Raw genomic sequence first — 18133 nt, 5'->3', positions numbered from 1 at the left:
TTGGTAATGATAACTTTTTCTTAATATTTAAGCCTTTTTAGAATGATCTCTGGGTACATAGAAATGGAAGCCTTAGCTTGAGGGATTTCCATTCCTATTACTACCCCTAAACTTATTAAGTCCCTTGGGTATCTTACATCCCATTTTTCCTGGGCCGAGCTCGTTAGAAATCTTCTGACTTTATATTTTTCGACCAATTTCCATGCCTTCATCATGAATCTCAATAAATTTGCTCTCTCATAAGGGTTTGAGTATAACAGGGGTCTTAATGAGAATCCCAAGGCTACGTTCTTCTTAACCATTAGCTTTGCAAGAACATGATCTATCCCGGGATCCTTCCTATTTACCCAGGGGGAAATTATTGCGTCAACTCCCTTCTCAATTGAGTACCTTATTACCCTAAGGTCGTTGCTTTCAACGTATATTAGATAGCTTTTAAACTTCTGAACTGTATCCCTCACAAGTGAAGGCTTGGGGTTGGAAAGTAGTATCGCAACTTTTCCATATTCCTTCCTGGCTTCTCTTAGCTTTTCTTTATCTACTTCCTCGTTAAATTTTATTGAGACCACAACTTCATCAAACCACTCCTTTGCGAGTTCGTAAGCCTCCTTATCCCTGATATCCATTTCAATGAACTTCACTCCTCCCCCTCCAACCACTTCTTTACCGCGTTCACGACGGCTTCTTTTCTCATTGGAAAGGCTTTAACTTTGATTCTAACGTGAATAACATCCTGCCCTTCACTTACCTTTATTTCTCCCAAGTAAGCTTTTTGTTTATCAAATCTTATGTAAAACGTTCCAGTTTCATCAACTTTTTCCTCTGCATGCTCTAAGAGATACTTTCTGTCTTCTTCACTAAGTGAATTCCTTAGATTCTCCAGGAATTTTCTTACATTCCGTGAGTGTCTTATTTCGGCATCGACGACAAGTATTGGATTTCCAAAGTATCCCTCAGTTTCTATTACTTCAAAGTCTACATCCTTGGGCGATATATCCTCAGGAAATAAAGTTTCCAGGGCTTCTAATACCTTTTCTGGATCTTCAGTAGCATGAATAAACGTTCTAATTTTCACATTATGAGCCTGAAGTCTCTTTCCCATGATTACCCCCTAGTTAAGATTGGAATTGTTATTTAAAAAATATTACGTGATAATTTCGCCGAGTAGATAGGTTGAGGCTGCGTTTTTAACTCTAGCTTCTCTAAATTCACCTTTTCTACCTTCCGGTAGGATTATGTGCTTGTAGTTCATAGTTACGGCATCCACATTTCCTTTTTTCCCCTCTCCATGAATGAGGACTTTGACTTTCTTACCTATGTATTTTCTGTTTATCTCGTAACTTATCTGTAGTCTGATTCTATGTAAGAGTCTCGATCTCTCTTTAACTACCCAACCAGGTAGCTGTTTCCACTTTGCTGCTATTGTTCCCGGCCTGGGGGAGTATCTAGAAACGTTAACTTTGTCAGGTCTTATCCTCTTTATGAGCTCAACACTTCTTTGAAACGCTTCCTCGCTCTCACCCGGAAATCCAACTATTATGTCAGTGTGAAGATTTAATTCTGGAAATTCCCTCCTAAATGCTTTAACTATCTCTTCAAACTCTTCAACCGTATACATCCTTCCCATTTTCCTAAGTATCTCGTTGTCCCCACTTTGAACTGGTAGGTGAAGAAACTTATACACTTTCTCATCTTTGTAGGCATCTATAAGTTCATCTAAAAATTTGAGAACATGATTAGGATTCATCATCCCAACTCTTATCCTAAATTCACCCTCTATAGCAGTTATCTCATCAATTAGTTTCGCTAAATTGGTCCCAATGTCAAAACCATAACATCCCGTATCTTCTGCGGATAACCAGATCTCCTTGTATCCCTGCTTAATGGCCCATTTTACCCATCCAATGATTTTCTCTGGGGAGTAACTCTTTAAGACCCCTCTAGCTAGCCGCGTGGCACAATATGTACATGCATTCAGACACCCTTCGGCTATGGGGAGTATGAAGTATACATTCCTGGGGGACAGTCTGGGAAAATCTAATTTATCAAGGTTTCTCTTTTTCCAATCTGGAACAGAGATTAGTTTTTCCCCTCTCATAGCATATTCAACGGCCTGAACTATCCTATCTATGCTTTTAACGCCTAAAATTGCTGAAACCCTTTCATCTATAACGTCTGGATTAACGTGTGGAAGGCAACCAGTAACTATGACCTTTTTCCCATTGTCAAGTAATTCCCTAATCCTTCTCGCTATCTTCCTCTCTGTCGGGTCTTTTACTGCACAACTATTTACAACAACAATCTCACTCTCCTCTGGACTCTCAACTATCTCGTGGCCGGATAGGTAAAGTAGGGCCGCCATTATCTCTCCATCGGCCCTATTTCTTGCGCAACCGTAATTTTCAATGTAGACCTTGACCATCACTCGATACACTCCTCGCATCCTTTTATTTATTATCCAACCAATAGTTTACAATAAGTTTATAAAAACAAAATGTTCAGAACCTAGTGTAATGTCCAAAAATGTTCACGAACTCGGGGGTGTTCATTATGTACAAGATCCTTGAGAAAAAAGAGATTGCAATGAGAAACACCTGGTATAAAATTTACGCCCCTCATGTAGCTAAAAAAGTCCAGCCAGGCCAGTTTGTAATAGTTAGGGCATTTCCAAATGGTGAGAGGATTCCCTTGACTCCAATAATGTGGGACAGGGAAGAGGGATGGATAGTTCTAGTTGCATTCACGAAGGGAAAAACGACAATGAAAATGGCCATGGAGCTGAAAGAGGGTGATGAAATATTAAATGTTGCAGGACCTCTAGGAAATCCAGCTCCAATGGAGAAATTCGGTAAAATATTGGCGATAGGTGCTTATGTGGGAATCGCGGAGGTATATCCGATAGCTAAGGCCTGGCAGGAGATTGGAAATGACGTGACGACGCTACACGTGACCTTTGAGCCAATGGTAATACTAAAGGATTACTTTGAAAAGGCCGTTTCAAGGCATATTGTGGAGCCCGTTAAAATAGATCAAGAGAAGAGCTTTCAAGAAAATACAAAAAACGTTACAAAGGCCTTAACGGCCAAAGTGAAGGAGTTGCTCGACAATGAGAACTGGGATCTAGTTTTTATGGTAGGTCCTCCAGGAGATCAAAAAGCTGTTTTCGAAGTTGTGAAGAAATATGGAATTCCAATGAAGGTTGATCTTCATCCGATCATGGTTGATGGTACAGGGATGTGTGGGGCCTGTAGAGTTACCGTTGGGGGTGAGGTAAAATTTGCATGCGTAGATGGCCCAGAATTCGATGCATACCTTGTAGATTGGGATGAGTTGATTCATAGGGTTGGCTTCTATTCTAAGCTTGAGAAGCTGGCGTTGGAGAAATATATGGAAGAGCTGAAGGCTAAGGGGGTGATTTGAATGCCTAAGCTTATTAAGGAGAGAGTTCCAACTCCCGAGAGGCCCGTTGAGGAGAGAATAAAAGATTTTGATGAAGTTAATCTTGGTTACACCTGGGAGCTAGCTTTAAAGGAGGCCGAGCGTTGCCTCCAATGTCCGGTTGAGTACGCTCCCTGTATTAAGGGGTGCCCCGTAAATATTAACATTCCTGGGTTTATCAAAGCCTTGAGGGAGAACAAAGATAATCCAAGAAAGGCCGTGAAGGAAGCCTTAAGAGTTATTTGGGCTTGCAATTCTCTTCCTGCTATTACTGGTAGGGTTTGTCCGCAGGAGGATCAGTGTGAGGGTGCTTGTGTAGTTGGTAAGGTTGGTGATCCCGTAAACATCGGAAAACTAGAGAGGTTCGTAGCAGACTACGCAAGACAACATGGGATTGATGATGAACTGTTAATGGAGGAGATTAAGAATATCAAGAAGAATGGAAAGAAAGTTGCCGTTATTGGGGCCGGGCCCGCTGGCTTAACATGTGCCGCTGAATTGGCTAAAATGGGTTACGATGTTACCATTTATGAAGCCCTTCATGAACCAGGAGGAGTTTTAGCATATGGAATTCCAGAATTCAGGTTACCAAAAGAAATACTAAGAAAAGAACTCAAGAAGCTTAGCATTTTGGGAGTTAAAATAAAGACCGATCATATAGTGGGTAGAACTGTCACGATTCCTGAGTTATTAAAGGAGTACGATGCCATTTTCATAGGAACTGGAGCAGGAACACCAAAGCTATTAAAGATACCCGGTATAAACTTGAATGGAATTTATTCAGCAAATGAATTTCTGACCAGAATTAATCTAATGAAAGCTTACAAGTTCCCAGAGTACGATACCCCAATAATCGTAGGTAAGAGAGTTATTGTGATAGGGGCTGGAAACACTGCAATGGATGCCGCTAGATCAGCATTAAGGCTTGGAGCAGAGGTTATAATCGCATATAGAAGAGGAGAAGAAGACATGACAGCAAGAATAGAGGAGGTTCAGCATGCCAAGGAGGAAGGAGTGAAGTTCATGTTCTTTGTGAATCCCGTCGAATTCATTGGGGATGAGAACGGAAGGGTCAAAGCTGTAAAGTTCGAAAAGATGAAGCCATTAGAAGAGCGTGATAGCAGAGGAAAGAGGAAGATAATCGGAACTGGTGAATATGTAACGGTTGAGACGGATACCGTTGTCATAGCTATAGGTCAGACCCCCAACAGGATAATCTGGAAAACCACCCCAGGACTCAAGGTAAGGGAGAACGGTACTATCGTTGTTGATGAAAATCTTATGACTTCTATTCCTGGGGTTTTTGCTGGTGGTGATGCAATTAGGGGAGAAGCCACGGTAATCCTAGCAATGGGAGACGGAAGGAAAGCAGCTAAAGCAATCCATGAATACCTAAGCAAAAAGAGTGCCTGATTATTCCTTTAATTTTTTTATATTGCAAGGAATTTTATATAACTAGAAAAGTTTTCTAATTATTTAAGTTCGAATAAGTAACCATTTTCTGAGCTTTTTACCACCCTAAGAGTTTCCAACTTTAGGGATATCTAAAAAATGAGACGAAAGATTTATATCTATTCATGAAAAGGTAAAGGCGGTGATGCCCATGGCGTGGAAGGTTTCTGTTGACCAGGACACCTGTATTGGAGACGCTATCTGTGCAAGCCTCTGTCCAGACATCTTCGAAATGAACGACGAAGGAAAGGCCCAACCAAAGGTCGAGATCATCGAGGACGAGGAGCTCTACAACTGTGCAAAGGAAGCTATGGAATCCTGTCCAGTTGGTGCTATTACGGTTGAAGAGGCCTGATTTCTTTTTCCCATATATTTTTATACATTGGCTTGGCATAAAGAAGAGAAAGAAAGTTAAATACACTCATTCTTTAAGTTGCTCTGGAGTCGGAATCGGCACAATCTCGTAAGTGTACAATAGTGGGATTGAATAGACTTTGTCTCCTGTTTTGTATAATATCTTTAATCTAATTGCCGCTGGCTTTTTTGGATACCTAAAATCCCCCTCTTTAAAGTGGACTATTATAACTTTACTTTCGTTAGGTTCAAGCAGTAGACCTTCTGCTGGGAATATAGCCTCTTCTTTATCCTTTCCAACTTCGTCTAAATTCGATGAATTAACATATGATATCTTGCCAATTTGAAGATTAGAGACGTTGTATTGAACTCCTAGTATAATTAGTGGTTGCTCTCCTATATTTTTCACTGCAAACATACACTCGGGAGAAACATTTCTCCCAAAAAAGCCCACTTCTAGTTCAATCATATCAGTTATCTTTAGAGAATGATTCTGCTTAGGAGAAACTTCAAAGATCCATTTCGCACTGAGTTCTTTATGATACCTTTCTTTTTTATTCTCTATTATCAGGGTTACATTTCTCTCATGGATGCCCATTTTATTTAATGTAAGGTATATTCCAAATGTTAACTCTCTTATCATTGGATCATGGTACTTTAGTGTCTCCTTTATCCCTACTTTTTTAAGTGTCGCAAAGCCATCTAAACCTATAATGCTTAAATTAGAGTTCTTTATAATGTTATATTCTTTGGAATCTGTTCCAATCCAGTAGACCCTAATTAGCACTGTGTCATTGAGTTCACCATAAATATAAGTATCAGGAACTAGAAATATACTTTTATTTGGAATGTAATAGTGAACGTAACCCGCTCCAATAAGGAAAACAGAGAGGAGCAGAAAGATACTTATTCCTTTTGTCTTCATAACATTCACCTTTTTAATTTAAAGGTTTAGCTCGTACTTGATAGAGTAAGAACTTTTTAACCCATGCTTTTTCTCTTTCTTCAGTTGGATAATCTTGTCCATCAATATGAATGTATTTTCTTTGGGTGACCTCATATTCCTCATACTTTGGTCTTATTTGGAAAGCTATAACCTGTCCATCATGCTCAAACTTTCCGCTAATAGTCACTTTAACAACTCCTGTAGCAGTTACATCAAAGCCAAGAGTTGCAGAAAGCATGCTGTATGCTACCATTACACTACCACTAATTTTATGTGACCATGCTATCCAACTGCTAAAGGAATATTCTTGACCGGCATACCCATAAACTTCCTTTAGAGTTTTCCAGGGTCCATAAGTTACTCCAAGATATTTCACATTTTCTACTTTCCAGAACTCCCAATATCCGGCTGCATCTTGTGGAGCAACTTTTCTACTACTTATTGTTTGGGCAACTACCACTTGTGTTATTGTCCCAACAACTAACAATACAACAAATAATATGTATAACTTTTTCATATTCTATGCCTCCTACTAAATTATTGTGTTAATTATTTTTAACATTATTTTATTTATGTTTTTTTAATTTATACTTGTCAATATTATGAGACATAAATCAAAAATAAAGACAAAATCTGACATATTGTCAAAATCTTGATTCTATTTTTTAAACTTAGGCAAATAAGTTGAGGTTATGAATAGGCCTTACTAAATAATGACCTCGATCTCATTCCACTCAACTTCACCGTTTCCGTCTAAATCTTCCCATTTAAGTAGTGTAATCTTTCTTGGCTTTCTTACTTTATATAATAAAGTAGACAAGCCTCGGTTCCAAACCTATGTGTTCCTAGCATGAATATTCTCCTATCTTTAGGCTGAATTAGACAATAGTCTTTCTTCGCCAAATGCTTTTGTAAATGGTTCCATTAAACTTCATTGTATCTCTAGTGAATGTTGCGTTAACAAATTTTGTTGCGGCTTTTCCAAGCACAATCTGGAGATCTAGCGTTTTGTTGGCAAATATTTTTCCTCGCTATATTCTTGTCAACATCCGTAATAGTCACAGATGGTTCGAAGGTGAAGAAATATATTATTTTAGAATCAGTTATCACTGCGTTTAAGTTGGAAACTCTAGCATGCTTAGCATTAATTAAATAGCTTCCTGGAACTCCATCTTTTGAGATAAAATATACCCTATTGGAAGTTATTGCAATGGCTAGGAAATTAGAGGTTACTAGTTTTGTAATATTTCCACTAGTTTAAAACTCCATAATAGAGTTCCATTGATATCGTACAGCATAATCTTGTTGTCTATAGCAACTAGCAACTTATCTCCTAAAAATCCCAAATCAGCATATAGGGGTGAGAGATACATTGCATAAGCGCATTCATACCTCCTAGCCCAATTAAATTCAATGTTCCTGCTCCAAATTTCCTTTATGCCATTCATCATGAGTAATGTTCTATTATTTAGCAAGACTGCAGTAAAAATTATTGTATACATCAAAACTTCGTGGGAAAATGCATATTGGGAAATCGATCATCCATTTTCGCTTTTCTCTGAATTTGTAAATATTGTTAAAACTCCACACATAAATTGACTTATTCTTGACCCTTATTTCTTTTACAGCCATAGCATATCTCAATTTCCATGCTATCCCATGCTTGTCGAGTATATAAAAGGTGGGATTTCCCATGGGTTCAAAATCAAGAACCACTACGTATTTCTCTCCTTTTGCGATAATCCATGGAGGAAAGTTCTTAATCTTTATAGTGTATGAGGTTGATGATTTATTCACCAGGTTTATCCAAGTGACATGAATGGTCTTACTAACATTTTTGAGTATTACTAGATTTTTATGTATAAGTCCAGCCCACAGAGGGGCTGGCATTTCTAGGATTCTATTTCCGACCTTATCGAATAAATATAGGGCGTCTGAGATTACCAGGACATAATCTTTAGAAACATCAATGCTTTTCACTTGGGTGTTTAGGCTCCATAGGGGATTTACTGGGGCATATGCTACAACTAGCTCAGGAGAAAGGAGAATAAAAACATGAAAGTGACTTTAGAAATTCTTCTCATACTTCTTCACCTCACCCGGTTATTAACTCTACTCCGAGATTATTAAGGACGTCATCAATGGATAGATACGTGGACGTTCCTTCATTAGGATCCCCCTATAGAGTAGTTCGTAGATTTGTACATATTTATAGGCCTGTCCTTGCCACCAATAGAATACTGGAGAGCCACTATCTCCAGGAGCTACCTCCATGGTTGTACGGATTTCTAAACTGTTCGAGATATCGAGTATAATGCCACCAGGTAGTCCTGTAGTTCTTCCGCTCTTCAAAACAGTGGAGCCAACATACTAATATTTATAAGATTTGTATCCTTTAATAATGAAGTAAGGATAAACTTTAGGAGTGACTTCCACTGTTGTTTTTATCCACGCCATGTCTCCTTTGGCTGGAGACCAAAGTTTTTATCTCAACATTTCCGATATAGTAACTTGGGTCGGAAGTGTCTGACCGATACACGGAACCTACCTTCATCGGTACAATGGCCTGGAGTGACCATTCCGGTTATTCCATTTCTTTCTCCAGGAAAACCTAAAGTACAATAATTATGACCTAGAACTTGGAACTGTGTCCCTCTCATTAGAGGCCGTATCACATCATTCCTAGAAAGAGGTTGTATTGATGATTCTTAGATAATTTTCCGTGAAGCTCGTTAATTCCTACTAAATCAGTTAACTCCCTTGCAGCCTGATGTAATATCATTGGATCTGGTTTCTTGAATAATTCGTAGGGTTTTTCTTTGAATGCGAATCCTTCAAAATTCTTAATTTTCTCGGGTTCTTGACAGTACCACCACTCTGGGCCCGCTCTTCTCAACTCACTATCCACCCTCAAAAACCCAGTAATTCACGGGCTGACAAGCCTTATCATTACTCGCACTACCAAAAGAACCCAAAATTAACAAACCAAGTAACAAATAATATATAATATTAAACAAAGAAGAAAGTATGTAGCTCATTTTCGTTGCAAACAAAGATTACACAGGGGTATTTTAGCCGTGAATATGTGGAAAAATAAAGAAAGTCAAATCTCAAGGTTAAATTTCTTAGCTTGCTCGAGCACATATTCCCTAATATCTCTAGCCTTCGGAAACTCAACCACAATCTCTCCGTTCTCTATAATTGGCTTTAATAATGGTTCAACCTTTGCATTACAAACTGGACATCTCTCGAGCTTTTTATCAGCAGGTACTACATGGTAGTGTCCGTTTTCACATCTATACACTTGCTTCCTACCACTTAGCTTCCCTCTCTTTGCAATTGGTTTTCCTTCAACTTCTACAATGTCTAAAGCGAAATCTATTGGCTTTGCACTTGCTATGGCACTTCCAACTCCAAAAGCATCTGCTACATCAACTATCTCCTTAATTTTCTCTTCATCTAGACCTCCGGAGATAAGTATCTTTACCCAATCATATCCCCTAATCTTTAGCTCCCACTTAACCTCCTCGATTATCCTTCTGAAGTTACCTCTCCTTGAGCTTGGGGTGTCTAACCTTACAGCAGATAACTTCTTACCAAGAGCTTCAGCTGCCATTACCGCTTCAATTTTTTCATCGTAGAAGGTGTCTACTAGAGCTATCCTGGGAACTTCCTTCTCAATTACCTCGTCAAAGTACTTCCAGGCCTTGACTTGGTCACCTACGGTTATTATCAATGCGTGGGGCATAGTTCCAACGGCCTTTTCTCCCATCATCTCTGCTCCCAGCACTCCGGAAACTCCATCGCACCCTCCAATGAATGCGGCCCTATCAATCATTGGAGCTATTGCGGGATGCATATGTCTAATTCCAAAGGAATAAACCGGTTTAAACTTGGCCGCTATCTTGATCCTCAACGCTGCAGTGGCTATCCCACTAGCTTGACTTAGCATTCCAAGTAAAGCTGTTTCATAAATTCCGAAGTCTGCGTAATCTCCTTCTATCTGCAGTACCGGCTCGTAGGGATGGAATATTGTCCCTTCTGGCATGGCATAGACGTTAACTGGAATTCCCTCTAGGAGTTTTGCTACCTCCTCAACACCGACCAGAACTCCCCATTTCCAGTTTTCAGGGAGAGAAGTAGTTGTTACATCTGCTAGCACTTTTTTTCTTATGTTTTTTGTTTCTAGGATTTTCCTAGTCCTTAGAAAATATATATCAGTAGTTTTCCCTGTTTTTATTTCCTCTTCACTAGCTATGTAAAATCTTTTCATTTTCCTCACCTTTTATTTATGTAAACTCCAAGATAGAAAAATGTTAGCGTTATTGAATCAGTTTACCTTCCAAGAGATAAAAGCTTAAGCTTAAAATGGTGTAGAATACTATACCTCTTTGACGTGATGAGGAATCGGGGAGCTGAAGCTATGATGAGATCCGCCAACGCTGATTTTCCAAATATTTATAAGCAAATTTATAGAGAGGCTGGGAAGATGAGAGAAGCAATAGTTGAGATTGTGGAAGCTCTGCTCTCTGGAAAGGTGAAAAGTAGGGAGGAGTTAAACAAATTAAAAATAGAGGTGGCCAGGAAGTATCATCTTCCTAAGCTCCCTAAGAATTCCGATATATGGAAGGCCCTACCAAAGGACAAGAGGGAAAAATTTAGAGATCTATTGAAGAAGAAGCCTGCTAGAACTATAAGTGGAGTTGCAGTCGTTGCAATGATGACGAAGCCTTTCCCTTGCCCTCATGGAAGGTGTATATATTGCCCAGGTGGCCCAAGCGTTGGTTCTCCACAGAGCTACACCGGAAAGGAACCCTCAGCGTTAAGGGCTTCCCAGTATGGTTACCATCCCTATATAATCATGATGGCCAGACTTAAGCAATTATACGACATAGGTCATCCAATAGATAAGGTTGAGGTTATAATCCAGGGAGGAACTTTTCCTGCGGTGGACTTGGATTATCAGGAGTGGTTCGTTAAGTGTGCATTCAAGGCCATGAACGACTTTCACTACTTTAAGGATATTGATAACTTGGAGGAAAAGCTCGTTAGACTGATATTAAAGGGTGATAAATCAGTTTTCAAAGAGGATCCTGAATTTAAAAGGGCCTGGGAGAGAACCCACAGGAAGCCTTATTACTACCTTGAAGATGAGCAAAGGAAAAATGAGAAAGCTAAAGTTAGGATGGTTGGATTAACAATAGAGACGAGACCGGATTGGGCCTTTGAAAGACAAATTGATAGGATGTTAAGCTTTGGAACAACAAGAGTGGAACTTGGGGTTCAAACAATATTCAACTTTATACACGAGAGAACCAAGCGTGGCCATGGAGTTGAGGAAATTATTAAGGCTACCCAGTTATTAAAAGACGCTGGACTTAAGGTGAATTATCATATAATGCCTGGCCTCCCTGGGAGCAACTTCGATAGGGATCTTTATACCTTTAGAACGATATTTGAAGATCCTAGGTTTAGGCCTGACATGCTTAAAATATACCCCACCCTAGTCACCAGGGATGCTCCCCTTTATGCCTGGTACAAGGCGGGTCTTTATAGGCCATACACAACTGAAGAAGCTCTTGAGCTTCTAGTTGAGGCTTATAAGATTTTTCCAAAGTGGGTTAGGGTTATGAGAATTCAAAGGGATATACCTGCTCACCTAATAGTCGCTGGAGTGAAGCACTCGAATCTTGGTCAGCTCGTTTTCAACGAGCTGGTGAGGCGGGGAATAAGGCCAAGGGAGATAAGGTTTAGGGAAGTTGGACATCAGATGCAGAAGTTCGGTAAAATCCCCGAGGTAGAGCATATAAAATTGCTAAGGGAGGACTATGAAGCTTCCGAGGGTCAAGAAATATTCTTAAGCTTTGAAGATGTCAAAAATGACATTTTAATAGGCTTTTTAAGGCTTAGGATTCCAAGTGAGAAGGCCCACAGAAAAGAGATAAACTGTTGTCCATCCGCTATAGTCAGAGAACTTCACGTTTATGGTCCCCTAGTTCCAATAGGGGAGAAGCCTAAGTATGAATGGCAACATAGAGGTTATGGGAGGGAGTTACTATCTGAGGCCGAAAGGATAGCTAGGGAGGAATTTGATGCAAAGAAGATCCTAGTTATTAGCGGAGTTGGCGTTAGGGAGTACTACAGGAAGTTTGGCTATAGGAAAGATGGACCTTATGTTAGTAAAAGGCTAGATAAAAGTTATGCCGACTACGAGAGGGTAAATAAGTTCGACGCTCACCTTAATACTTGACATACATCGCTATTAGTAATTCTACAGTCTACCCTTTATATTTCCAAAATTTATACAATAATACTAATGGTCATTGTATTTCTTGCATTGTCAACAATTATCATTTGTTATAATTCCAAAAGCTTTATATCCTCTTATGCAGTACTAAGGGCGTAAAGGTGAGGCACAATGGAAGCCGCTCAGAGATTTGAATCAGGATTATTTGAGTACCTAGGTGGTATTCATCCGGGAGAGCTATATTTAATAACCTATACGTCGGAAGAACCTGTTCATCTCGCATTCTATATTTTAGTTAAGAACCTTGCGGAGAGTAACATCCCCTTTGCAGTAATCGATGTCCTTGACCACTTACACCTCATTAAGGTTAACCTAAAGCTAGCTGGAATTGACACAAGCATTATAGATAAGGCCAAGGTCATTAAGGTAGGAGGGTTCATCGAGACTGGCGAGATTGTTAAGAGAATAAGCTTTGACTCGGAGATATTGGTATTTGGGAAGCAATTAAATGAAATGATAATGCGGTTGGGAGCTTCCAAGGGTAGGCCCATAATCATAATTGGAGTTGGGGCCGAGAAGATAGTGAGGATGTTTGAGGGATCTCCAAGTGAACTTGAAACCTTCTTTGCATTGTTGGGAAGAGCCCCTCTGGGGAATGAGAGCTTTTCCAGAATAGTTTTCCTAAACACATCACTATTGCAGAAGGAAGCATTATACGAGTTTATTGAACTTGCCACTAGAGTTTTTGAGCTGAAGTTGGAGGGTGAGGCAGGAATTGACAAGAGGCTTTCGTTCAAGATCGTTAAATCTATGAAGTTCGAGGAGTATGGGGAGGAGCTTAAGGTATCTGCAAGCACACTTCAAAACCACCTAAAAACTCTCTAATTCTTTAAAATTTTTAAGGTTAGCACTCAATAGGTGGAACAAATGAGATTTAAGCCAAGGCCCTTTGTTAAGCCGGTAAAGTTTAAATGCAAGTTTTGCCTCGACTGTTGTAAGGGTAGACATGTCTATTTAACTCTAAATGATATAAAAAGGCTAATTGATGCTGGTTACGATCCTCAAGATTTCTTAACGATATCGATTGAAGATGGGAAGATTAGATTCGTACTCTCGGTTAGGGAATGGGACTTAGGTTGCGTTTTTCAGGATCCTGAAACTGGGTTATGTAAAGTTCATCCTCATCGACCTTTAATTTGTAGAATATATCCTTTCATGGTTTCTAAGAAACCTTTGGGAATTAAGGGTGAGAAGAAATTCGAAATCAATGGTAAGAGCTTTTGGCTTTACTATGATGAGAATTGTCCTGGGATAAATGATGAAGATGGGGATACTATAACTCCTGAAGAGATTCTCAAGCTTGGTATAAAATTTGAGGAAGAGTTAGAAGCTACTGATCTCGATGGCTTTCTCAAGATCCTCAGATCTTAAATTCGTCGCATATACTCGTTTCCTTGCATCTTTGAGCAGAAATATCTCTTTTACGATCCCGTAACTCTTCAGGATCTTTAACGCATATCTCACGGTTCTTTCAGAAAGGTTGGTTACTTCCGCTATCTCTTTTGAGGACATTGGGCCATAGCTTAAAGCACTAAGAACGGAGATTGCTGATTTAGGAAGTTTAGCAAACTCGATCCCTCCCCATTTTTACCCCTCATAGAATATTTTTCTTACCTAATAAAAGTCTTTCTAAAGAGGCAACGATGGTGGGCCCGCGGGGATTCGAACCCCGGACCTCCGCCTCGTAAGGATGCCAAACGGATATATGGTCAGTCTAAATGAAAAATTTTACTCTATAAACTTCGAATTACCTAAAAGCAACTTTCTAACGATTTCTGATTATCATATATACAGTTCTCGTATATACGATAATAATGGACTCGGATTCTTTAATATAAGTAGAACAGGAATTATCGAAAGAATCGTATATAAAGAGATTAGAGGAGGCTTTGAAAGATGGATTAAGAGTAAAGTGAGTGCGAAGGTTGCCAAGGATTATCTGAGTTATTTGGACAGGTATATTGGGGATAGAGTAATAAGGAACTCAAGTGACGTTGCAGAGATAATGTTCAATATTAAACGGGGCAAAGACAAATTCGCGAAGGCATTTAGAAACCTGATCAATTATTGTGTTGAGTTTGGGATTATAAGTGAGGAGTTTGCGAATAGGCTAAGAAGGACAGTAAAGTTCGATTATTCGATAGGAGTGGATTTATATGTGCCAAGCGATGAAGAAGTCAGGGAATGGATCGAGAGGATCGATCGAGAAGATGCAAAGTTAGCCACTCTGCTTATCGCTTTTAGTGGATTGAGAATTAAAGAAGCTGTCAGGATTCTGCAGAATTTTGACGAAAAACGATTAAAGCTTGAAAAGATTAATGGAGTTGAAATAGCGTATTATGAGCTGGGATGGGCAAGAAAAACAAAGATGGCAAATTATGCATTTATGCCAGGATGGCTTGGGCGAAGATTTAGAAAGATGGACACGACATATTATAGGATTCAGGCATATGCTGTTAAACGGGGAGTAAAGTTAAAGTATCTGCGAAAATGGCTTATTAATAAGCTGGTGGAGTTTGGGGTTCCCGAAAGTGTTGTGAAATTCATAATCGGCCACAGTCAAGGACATAATATAATGGGAATCCACTATTTGGATTTATTGAAACAGGCAAAAAGGTATTATGGGAAGGTTCTTCATAGTCTTGAAGAGGCCCTTAGAATAAGAGAAGTAATAAGGAAAGGTGACTTTAATGGGTGAGAAGGAAAACGAAAAAATTGAAGAAGTGGGGAAAAAGTAGAGTTCAACCTAGATAATAATGATAGGGAAAAGAAAAGAGGAAGAAGAAAGAAGACTCCCTCCTGGCTTATTGATATGATTATGAAGGTGTTGCCTGAGGATGACATAGAGAGTATTGAAGATGAGATTAGGATGTTACTCATGGAATCTCTCATTAAGATAATTAAGGAAAGCAATTCTGTAGAGGAGACCAAGCAAAGGATTATCGAGTGGCTTGACTTAATCAAAGAGAGCTTTGGAATTCCAGGTGATTCTATTAATCAAATAAAAAAGGAAATAGAAGAGATGAAAAGCGAAACAATTAAAAAAAGGTTTATAGGAGCCATTAAAAGCGAAAGAGAAGTGGAAATTCATAAGATTGAAAAAGTAATAAGTGAACATATAGAAACGTCAAAAGAATATGAAGAATATGCAAGACTCGTAGGAAAAATTGCTGAGGATCTAGTATTAATGGCACTTGCATTTGAATTATATCGGAAAAGGAGGAGGTATATACTAATCCCGTATTTTAGAGCCCACAAGCAAAAGCGTGGGAAGAGAGGAAGACCAAGCAAAGGTAGTAAATATGTTGATGTAGGCTTAATTGACCTTGATAGGAGGAATATTGTGCTTATAGAAATAAAAAATTGGATAAGTGTCAATAGGGGATTTTATTCAATAAAAATGTATGAGGAAAATGATAGAAGGAAATGGTCTGAGAGCGAAAAAGATATCTTAACATTTTTAGAGGAAATAGGAAAAGTAGCTGGTGGCAAGAAAACTAAAAGAAGGAAGAAAAGGAAGAGTTTAGCGTTTAGGTTATTTGAGGAGACCATTGATTACATAAACTATAATTTTAAGACACTTGAGGAGTTAAACAAACATTCCAGCATAGGAATGGGTAAAATTGACATCTTAGAATTTTTAGTAGAATTCTGGGAGCAGGAAACAAGAGATTTTAACGAGAGAGATTATGAAGTCAATGAGAAGATAATGATAGAAATGTTAAATGGAGCACGGTTTTTGGAAGTTTCTCCTGATGTATACATAGAGTACATTGAACACGCGCATAGAGAGAAACCGGAAGAGAAGAGCTTATTTGATAACGGAGAGTTTAGAGTCCTGAGAGTATTTTTAGTGTTTAGTGAAATTGAAAGGATAAGTGAGGAATTGCAAAAACAGATGAGTGAGGATGAAGTTATTCCTTTGGAACAAAGCGGTGGATTGAAGAATCCGAAAAACGTAAAATATTGGAAAGAAGCGAAAGAAGCTGTTAACAAAATATTAGAGCTAATAAGTTAAAAATCACACTCAACAGTTGTTAAGACTGAAGGGGTAATTAGGTTTAAAGTATGTGCAAGTAAAAAAGGAACAATATAGTTTGAATAGCAAATCAGCGAATTTAGAAAGTAGAAATCAAGGAAAAAACGCATCTTAACATCTAAATGCACGAAAACTCCTTTTATTGAATTTTGGATTATCATATTAATTAAGTTTGAAGGGATGGAAGTTCTAATAAAAAGGGAGAGTAGAGGGAAGAAAGTAACAAGAGAGTAAAAAGATATAAGTGTGAAGAATATTGGGGTTGAAAAAGAATTAAAAGTGACCTTAGGGAAGAGGAAGTAAAGGATGTGCATTCATCAGGCATGAATGCGGGGATAATGTTCAATAGTTCAATAAGATAAATATAGTTGTGAACATAGTTTGAGTACCTTGGTTTTGGTTTTCAAGATGTTTGCAATATTATAATTTAATGAAGAATTATTTTAATGAAGAGGGGGATGGAGGTAGCCGACAAAGAAAGTGATAAATGTTATAGGATTGTAAGTGGTGATAAAGAAGGTGTGGTTTGAAAATTGTCAGCCTCCAGGTGGCGTATGGGAGATCTATCTTCATTAATGATAGGATTAAAAGTATAAAAAGCAGGAAATATTAGTGATTTAAATGCTAGAGTGTCCATATTGTGGAAGAGAAGAAGGGATTATTATACTTCAAGGGAGAAGGAGAATTATAATTAGGTAACTTAGGTTGGATAAAGGCTAAATTTACCTTGACTATGACCAGAACACGGTATATATGGAAAACAATGAAAAATATTAAGATTGGAAATTAAAAGATTTAGAGCGTTTCCAGAGTCTTACGGGGGGAAGGTATGAGGGAGAATGAAAAGGTGTTGCGTGAGAAGATAAAGGAATTTGGTCAAAAACTTGGATTTGAAGTCGAAGAAGAATGGACTCCAGAGGGGTTGAGGGAAGAGGACAGACGTGAAGTGTATATTCCCAAGATTGACGTAGTTTGGTACAAAAGAGCAGATCCAAGGTTTGTCAATTTTTTAATAATAGTTAATGAAAAAATGAAGAAAAAGGTAAATCTTAATGAGAAGGAAAACTTAGAAATTCTGCCAAAGTATAAGGATATAAACAAGGATATTGTCATTGGTTTTGAACTCGAATTAAGTGATAGACCGAGCAAATATATTCTGGGAGATATTGCGAATTTGTCAAGAATGTGCGATTATGGTTTTATCGTTATAAGAGATGTCGAAAATCTAGTTAAGAGGAGCATTAAGGCGTCGAGAGCGTTTAGTATATTGCATGGGGCTTCAAATGTTTTTGTGATAAGCCCGGAAGAGTTGGAAGAAATTATGGATACGTTAGGTGAGTATGATGAAAATGAAAAGACGGATTAGCCAAAGTAAGAGTAAGGACGGGTTTAAGTATCCGGTATTACGGTTGCCGAGACAATTCGAAGGGTTAATTGGGAAAGACGTGGAGATAGAGTTAAGAGAAGTTGACGGAAGAAGGGCCCTTGTTATATATGTAGAGGAAAATGATGGCTCCCAGGTTGTACAACCTAAGGAAAAAGTTGTACAACCGTTTAATGACTTAAACGATTTAAAGAGGCGTATTAACGAATTAGA

19 protein-coding genes are annotated in these 18133 nt (G+C 38.6%); 9 read left to right on the top strand and 10 right to left on the bottom strand.

Annotated elements, in window-relative coordinates; all coding sequences use genetic code 11:
- Positions 1-20 precede the first annotated feature (20 nt).
- The 3 genes from PH_RS08860 to PH_RS08850 are packed head-to-tail and all read right to left on the bottom strand — an operon-like array spanning position 21 to position 2422.
- Positions 21-659 carry a Ribonuclease P protein component 3 gene (locus PH_RS08860; protein WP_010885939.1) on the bottom strand — a complete coding sequence of 213 codons (639 nt, stop codon included), beginning with the start codon at positions 657-659 and terminating at the stop codon, positions 21-23.
- Positions 638-1102 carry an RNA-binding protein gene (locus PH_RS08855; RefSeq protein WP_010885938.1) on the bottom strand — a complete coding sequence of 155 codons (465 nt, stop codon included), beginning with the start codon at positions 1100-1102 and terminating at the stop codon, positions 638-640. The genes PH_RS08860 and PH_RS08855 overlap by 22 nt, the downstream gene beginning before the upstream one ends.
- A gap of 42 nt (positions 1103-1144) precedes the next feature.
- Positions 1145-2422: a tRNA (N(6)-L-threonylcarbamoyladenosine(37)-C(2))-methylthiotransferase gene (locus tag PH_RS08850; protein WP_048053502.1), complete on the bottom strand. Its 1278-nt coding sequence runs from the start codon at positions 2420-2422 to the stop codon at positions 1145-1147.
- 128 nt (positions 2423-2550) lie between these two features.
- Between PH_RS08850 and PH_RS08845 the strand changes: the two genes are divergently transcribed.
- The 3 genes from PH_RS08845 to PH_RS08835 all read left to right on the top strand — a co-directional run bounded on the left by PH_RS08845 (position 2551) and on the right by PH_RS08835 (position 5245).
- Positions 2551-3420 (top strand): sulfide/dihydroorotate dehydrogenase-like FAD/NAD-binding protein, encoded by an 870-nt coding sequence (locus PH_RS08845; RefSeq protein WP_010885936.1) that lies wholly within the window; start codon positions 2551-2553, stop codon positions 3418-3420.
- Positions 3421-4851 carry an NADPH-dependent glutamate synthase gene (gene gltA / locus PH_RS08840; RefSeq protein ID WP_010885935.1) on the top strand — a complete coding sequence of 477 codons (1431 nt, stop codon included), beginning with the start codon at positions 3421-3423 and terminating at the stop codon, positions 4849-4851. It begins immediately after the preceding gene.
- A 190-nt stretch (positions 4852-5041) separates the two neighbouring features.
- Positions 5042-5245 (top strand): ferredoxin, encoded by a 204-nt coding sequence (locus tag PH_RS08835; protein WP_048053501.1) that lies wholly within the window; start codon positions 5042-5044, stop codon positions 5243-5245.
- Positions 5246-5311: 66 nt separating this feature from the next.
- On the opposite strand, the gene PH_RS08830 is transcribed toward PH_RS08835, so the two are convergent.
- The 6 genes from PH_RS08830 to PH_RS08810 form a co-directional block, all read right to left on the bottom strand.
- Positions 5312-6169, bottom strand: a complete 858-nt coding sequence (locus PH_RS08830; RefSeq protein ID WP_048053500.1) for a hypothetical protein — start codon at positions 6167-6169, stop codon at positions 5312-5314.
- Positions 6170-6182: 13 nt separating this feature from the next.
- On the bottom strand, positions 6183-6707 hold the full coding sequence (locus tag PH_RS08825; protein ID WP_010885931.1) for a hypothetical protein: 525 nt from the start codon (positions 6705-6707) through the stop codon (positions 6183-6185).
- Between the two features lie 715 nt (positions 6708-7422).
- A complete protein-coding gene (locus tag PH_RS10045) occupies positions 7423-7641 on the bottom strand; it encodes a hypothetical protein (protein ID WP_231833701.1) in 219 nt (72 codons plus the stop codon).
- 13 nt (positions 7642-7654) lie between these two features.
- Complete coding sequence (locus PH_RS10040) at positions 7655-8170, bottom strand: hypothetical protein (protein ID WP_010885929.1); 516 nt, start codon at positions 8168-8170, stop codon at positions 7655-7657.
- A gap of 691 nt (positions 8171-8861) precedes the next feature.
- Positions 8862-9098, bottom strand: coding sequence for a hypothetical protein (locus tag PH_RS10035; RefSeq protein WP_231833700.1), 237 nt, complete (start codon positions 9096-9098; stop codon positions 8862-8864).
- 195 nt (positions 9099-9293) lie between these two features.
- Complete coding sequence (locus PH_RS08810; RefSeq protein WP_048053499.1) at positions 9294-10463, bottom strand: nicotinate phosphoribosyltransferase; 1170 nt, start codon at positions 10461-10463, stop codon at positions 9294-9296.
- 216 nt (positions 10464-10679) lie between these two features.
- Here PH_RS08810 and PH_RS08805 point away from each other — a divergent pair, with 216 nt between their 5' ends.
- The 3 genes from PH_RS08805 to PH_RS08795 all read left to right on the top strand — a co-directional run bounded on the left by PH_RS08805 (position 10680) and on the right by PH_RS08795 (position 13868).
- A complete protein-coding gene (locus tag PH_RS08805) occupies positions 10680-12440 on the top strand; it encodes a tRNA uridine(34) 5-carboxymethylaminomethyl modification radical SAM/GNAT enzyme Elp3 (protein ID WP_143522670.1) in 1761 nt (586 codons plus the stop codon).
- A 168-nt stretch (positions 12441-12608) separates the two neighbouring features.
- Entirely contained in the window at positions 12609-13322 is a 714-nt protein-coding gene (locus PH_RS08800; protein WP_010885924.1) for a DUF257 family protein, read from the top strand.
- Between the two features lie 42 nt (positions 13323-13364).
- On the top strand, positions 13365-13868 hold the full coding sequence (locus PH_RS08795) for a YkgJ family cysteine cluster protein (protein WP_048053498.1): 504 nt from the start codon (positions 13365-13367) through the stop codon (positions 13866-13868).
- Here the strand turns inward: PH_RS08795 and PH_RS09725 are convergent.
- Positions 13821-14009 (bottom strand): winged helix-turn-helix transcriptional regulator, encoded by a 189-nt coding sequence (locus PH_RS09725; protein WP_231833699.1) that lies wholly within the window; start codon positions 14007-14009, stop codon positions 13821-13823. The two genes, PH_RS08795 and PH_RS09725, sit on opposite strands and share 48 nt — an antisense overlap.
- Before the next feature lie 178 nt (positions 14010-14187).
- On the opposite strand from PH_RS09725, the gene PH_RS08790 reads away from it, so the two are divergent.
- From PH_RS08790 to PH_RS08780, 3 genes are all read left to right on the top strand, one after another.
- Positions 14188-15195 (top strand): integrase, encoded by a 1008-nt coding sequence (locus PH_RS08790; RefSeq protein ID WP_010885922.1) that lies wholly within the window; start codon positions 14188-14190, stop codon positions 15193-15195.
- 129 nt (positions 15196-15324) lie between these two features.
- Positions 15325-16515 carry a hypothetical protein gene (locus PH_RS08785; RefSeq protein ID WP_143522669.1) on the top strand — a complete coding sequence of 397 codons (1191 nt, stop codon included), beginning with the start codon at positions 15325-15327 and terminating at the stop codon, positions 16513-16515.
- 850 nt (positions 16516-17365) lie between these two features.
- Positions 17366-17902: a hypothetical protein gene (locus tag PH_RS08780; RefSeq protein ID WP_010885919.1), complete on the top strand. Its 537-nt coding sequence runs from the start codon at positions 17366-17368 to the stop codon at positions 17900-17902.
- Positions 17903-18133: the final 231 nt, after the last annotated feature.

Source organism: Pyrococcus horikoshii OT3 (assembly GCF_000011105.1).
In the GTDB taxonomy this organism is placed as follows: Archaea; Methanobacteriota_B; Thermococci; order Thermococcales; family Thermococcaceae; genus Pyrococcus; species Pyrococcus horikoshii.
Note: the sequence above shows the minus strand (reverse complement) of the source record. Positions and strands in the feature narration are given on the sequence as shown.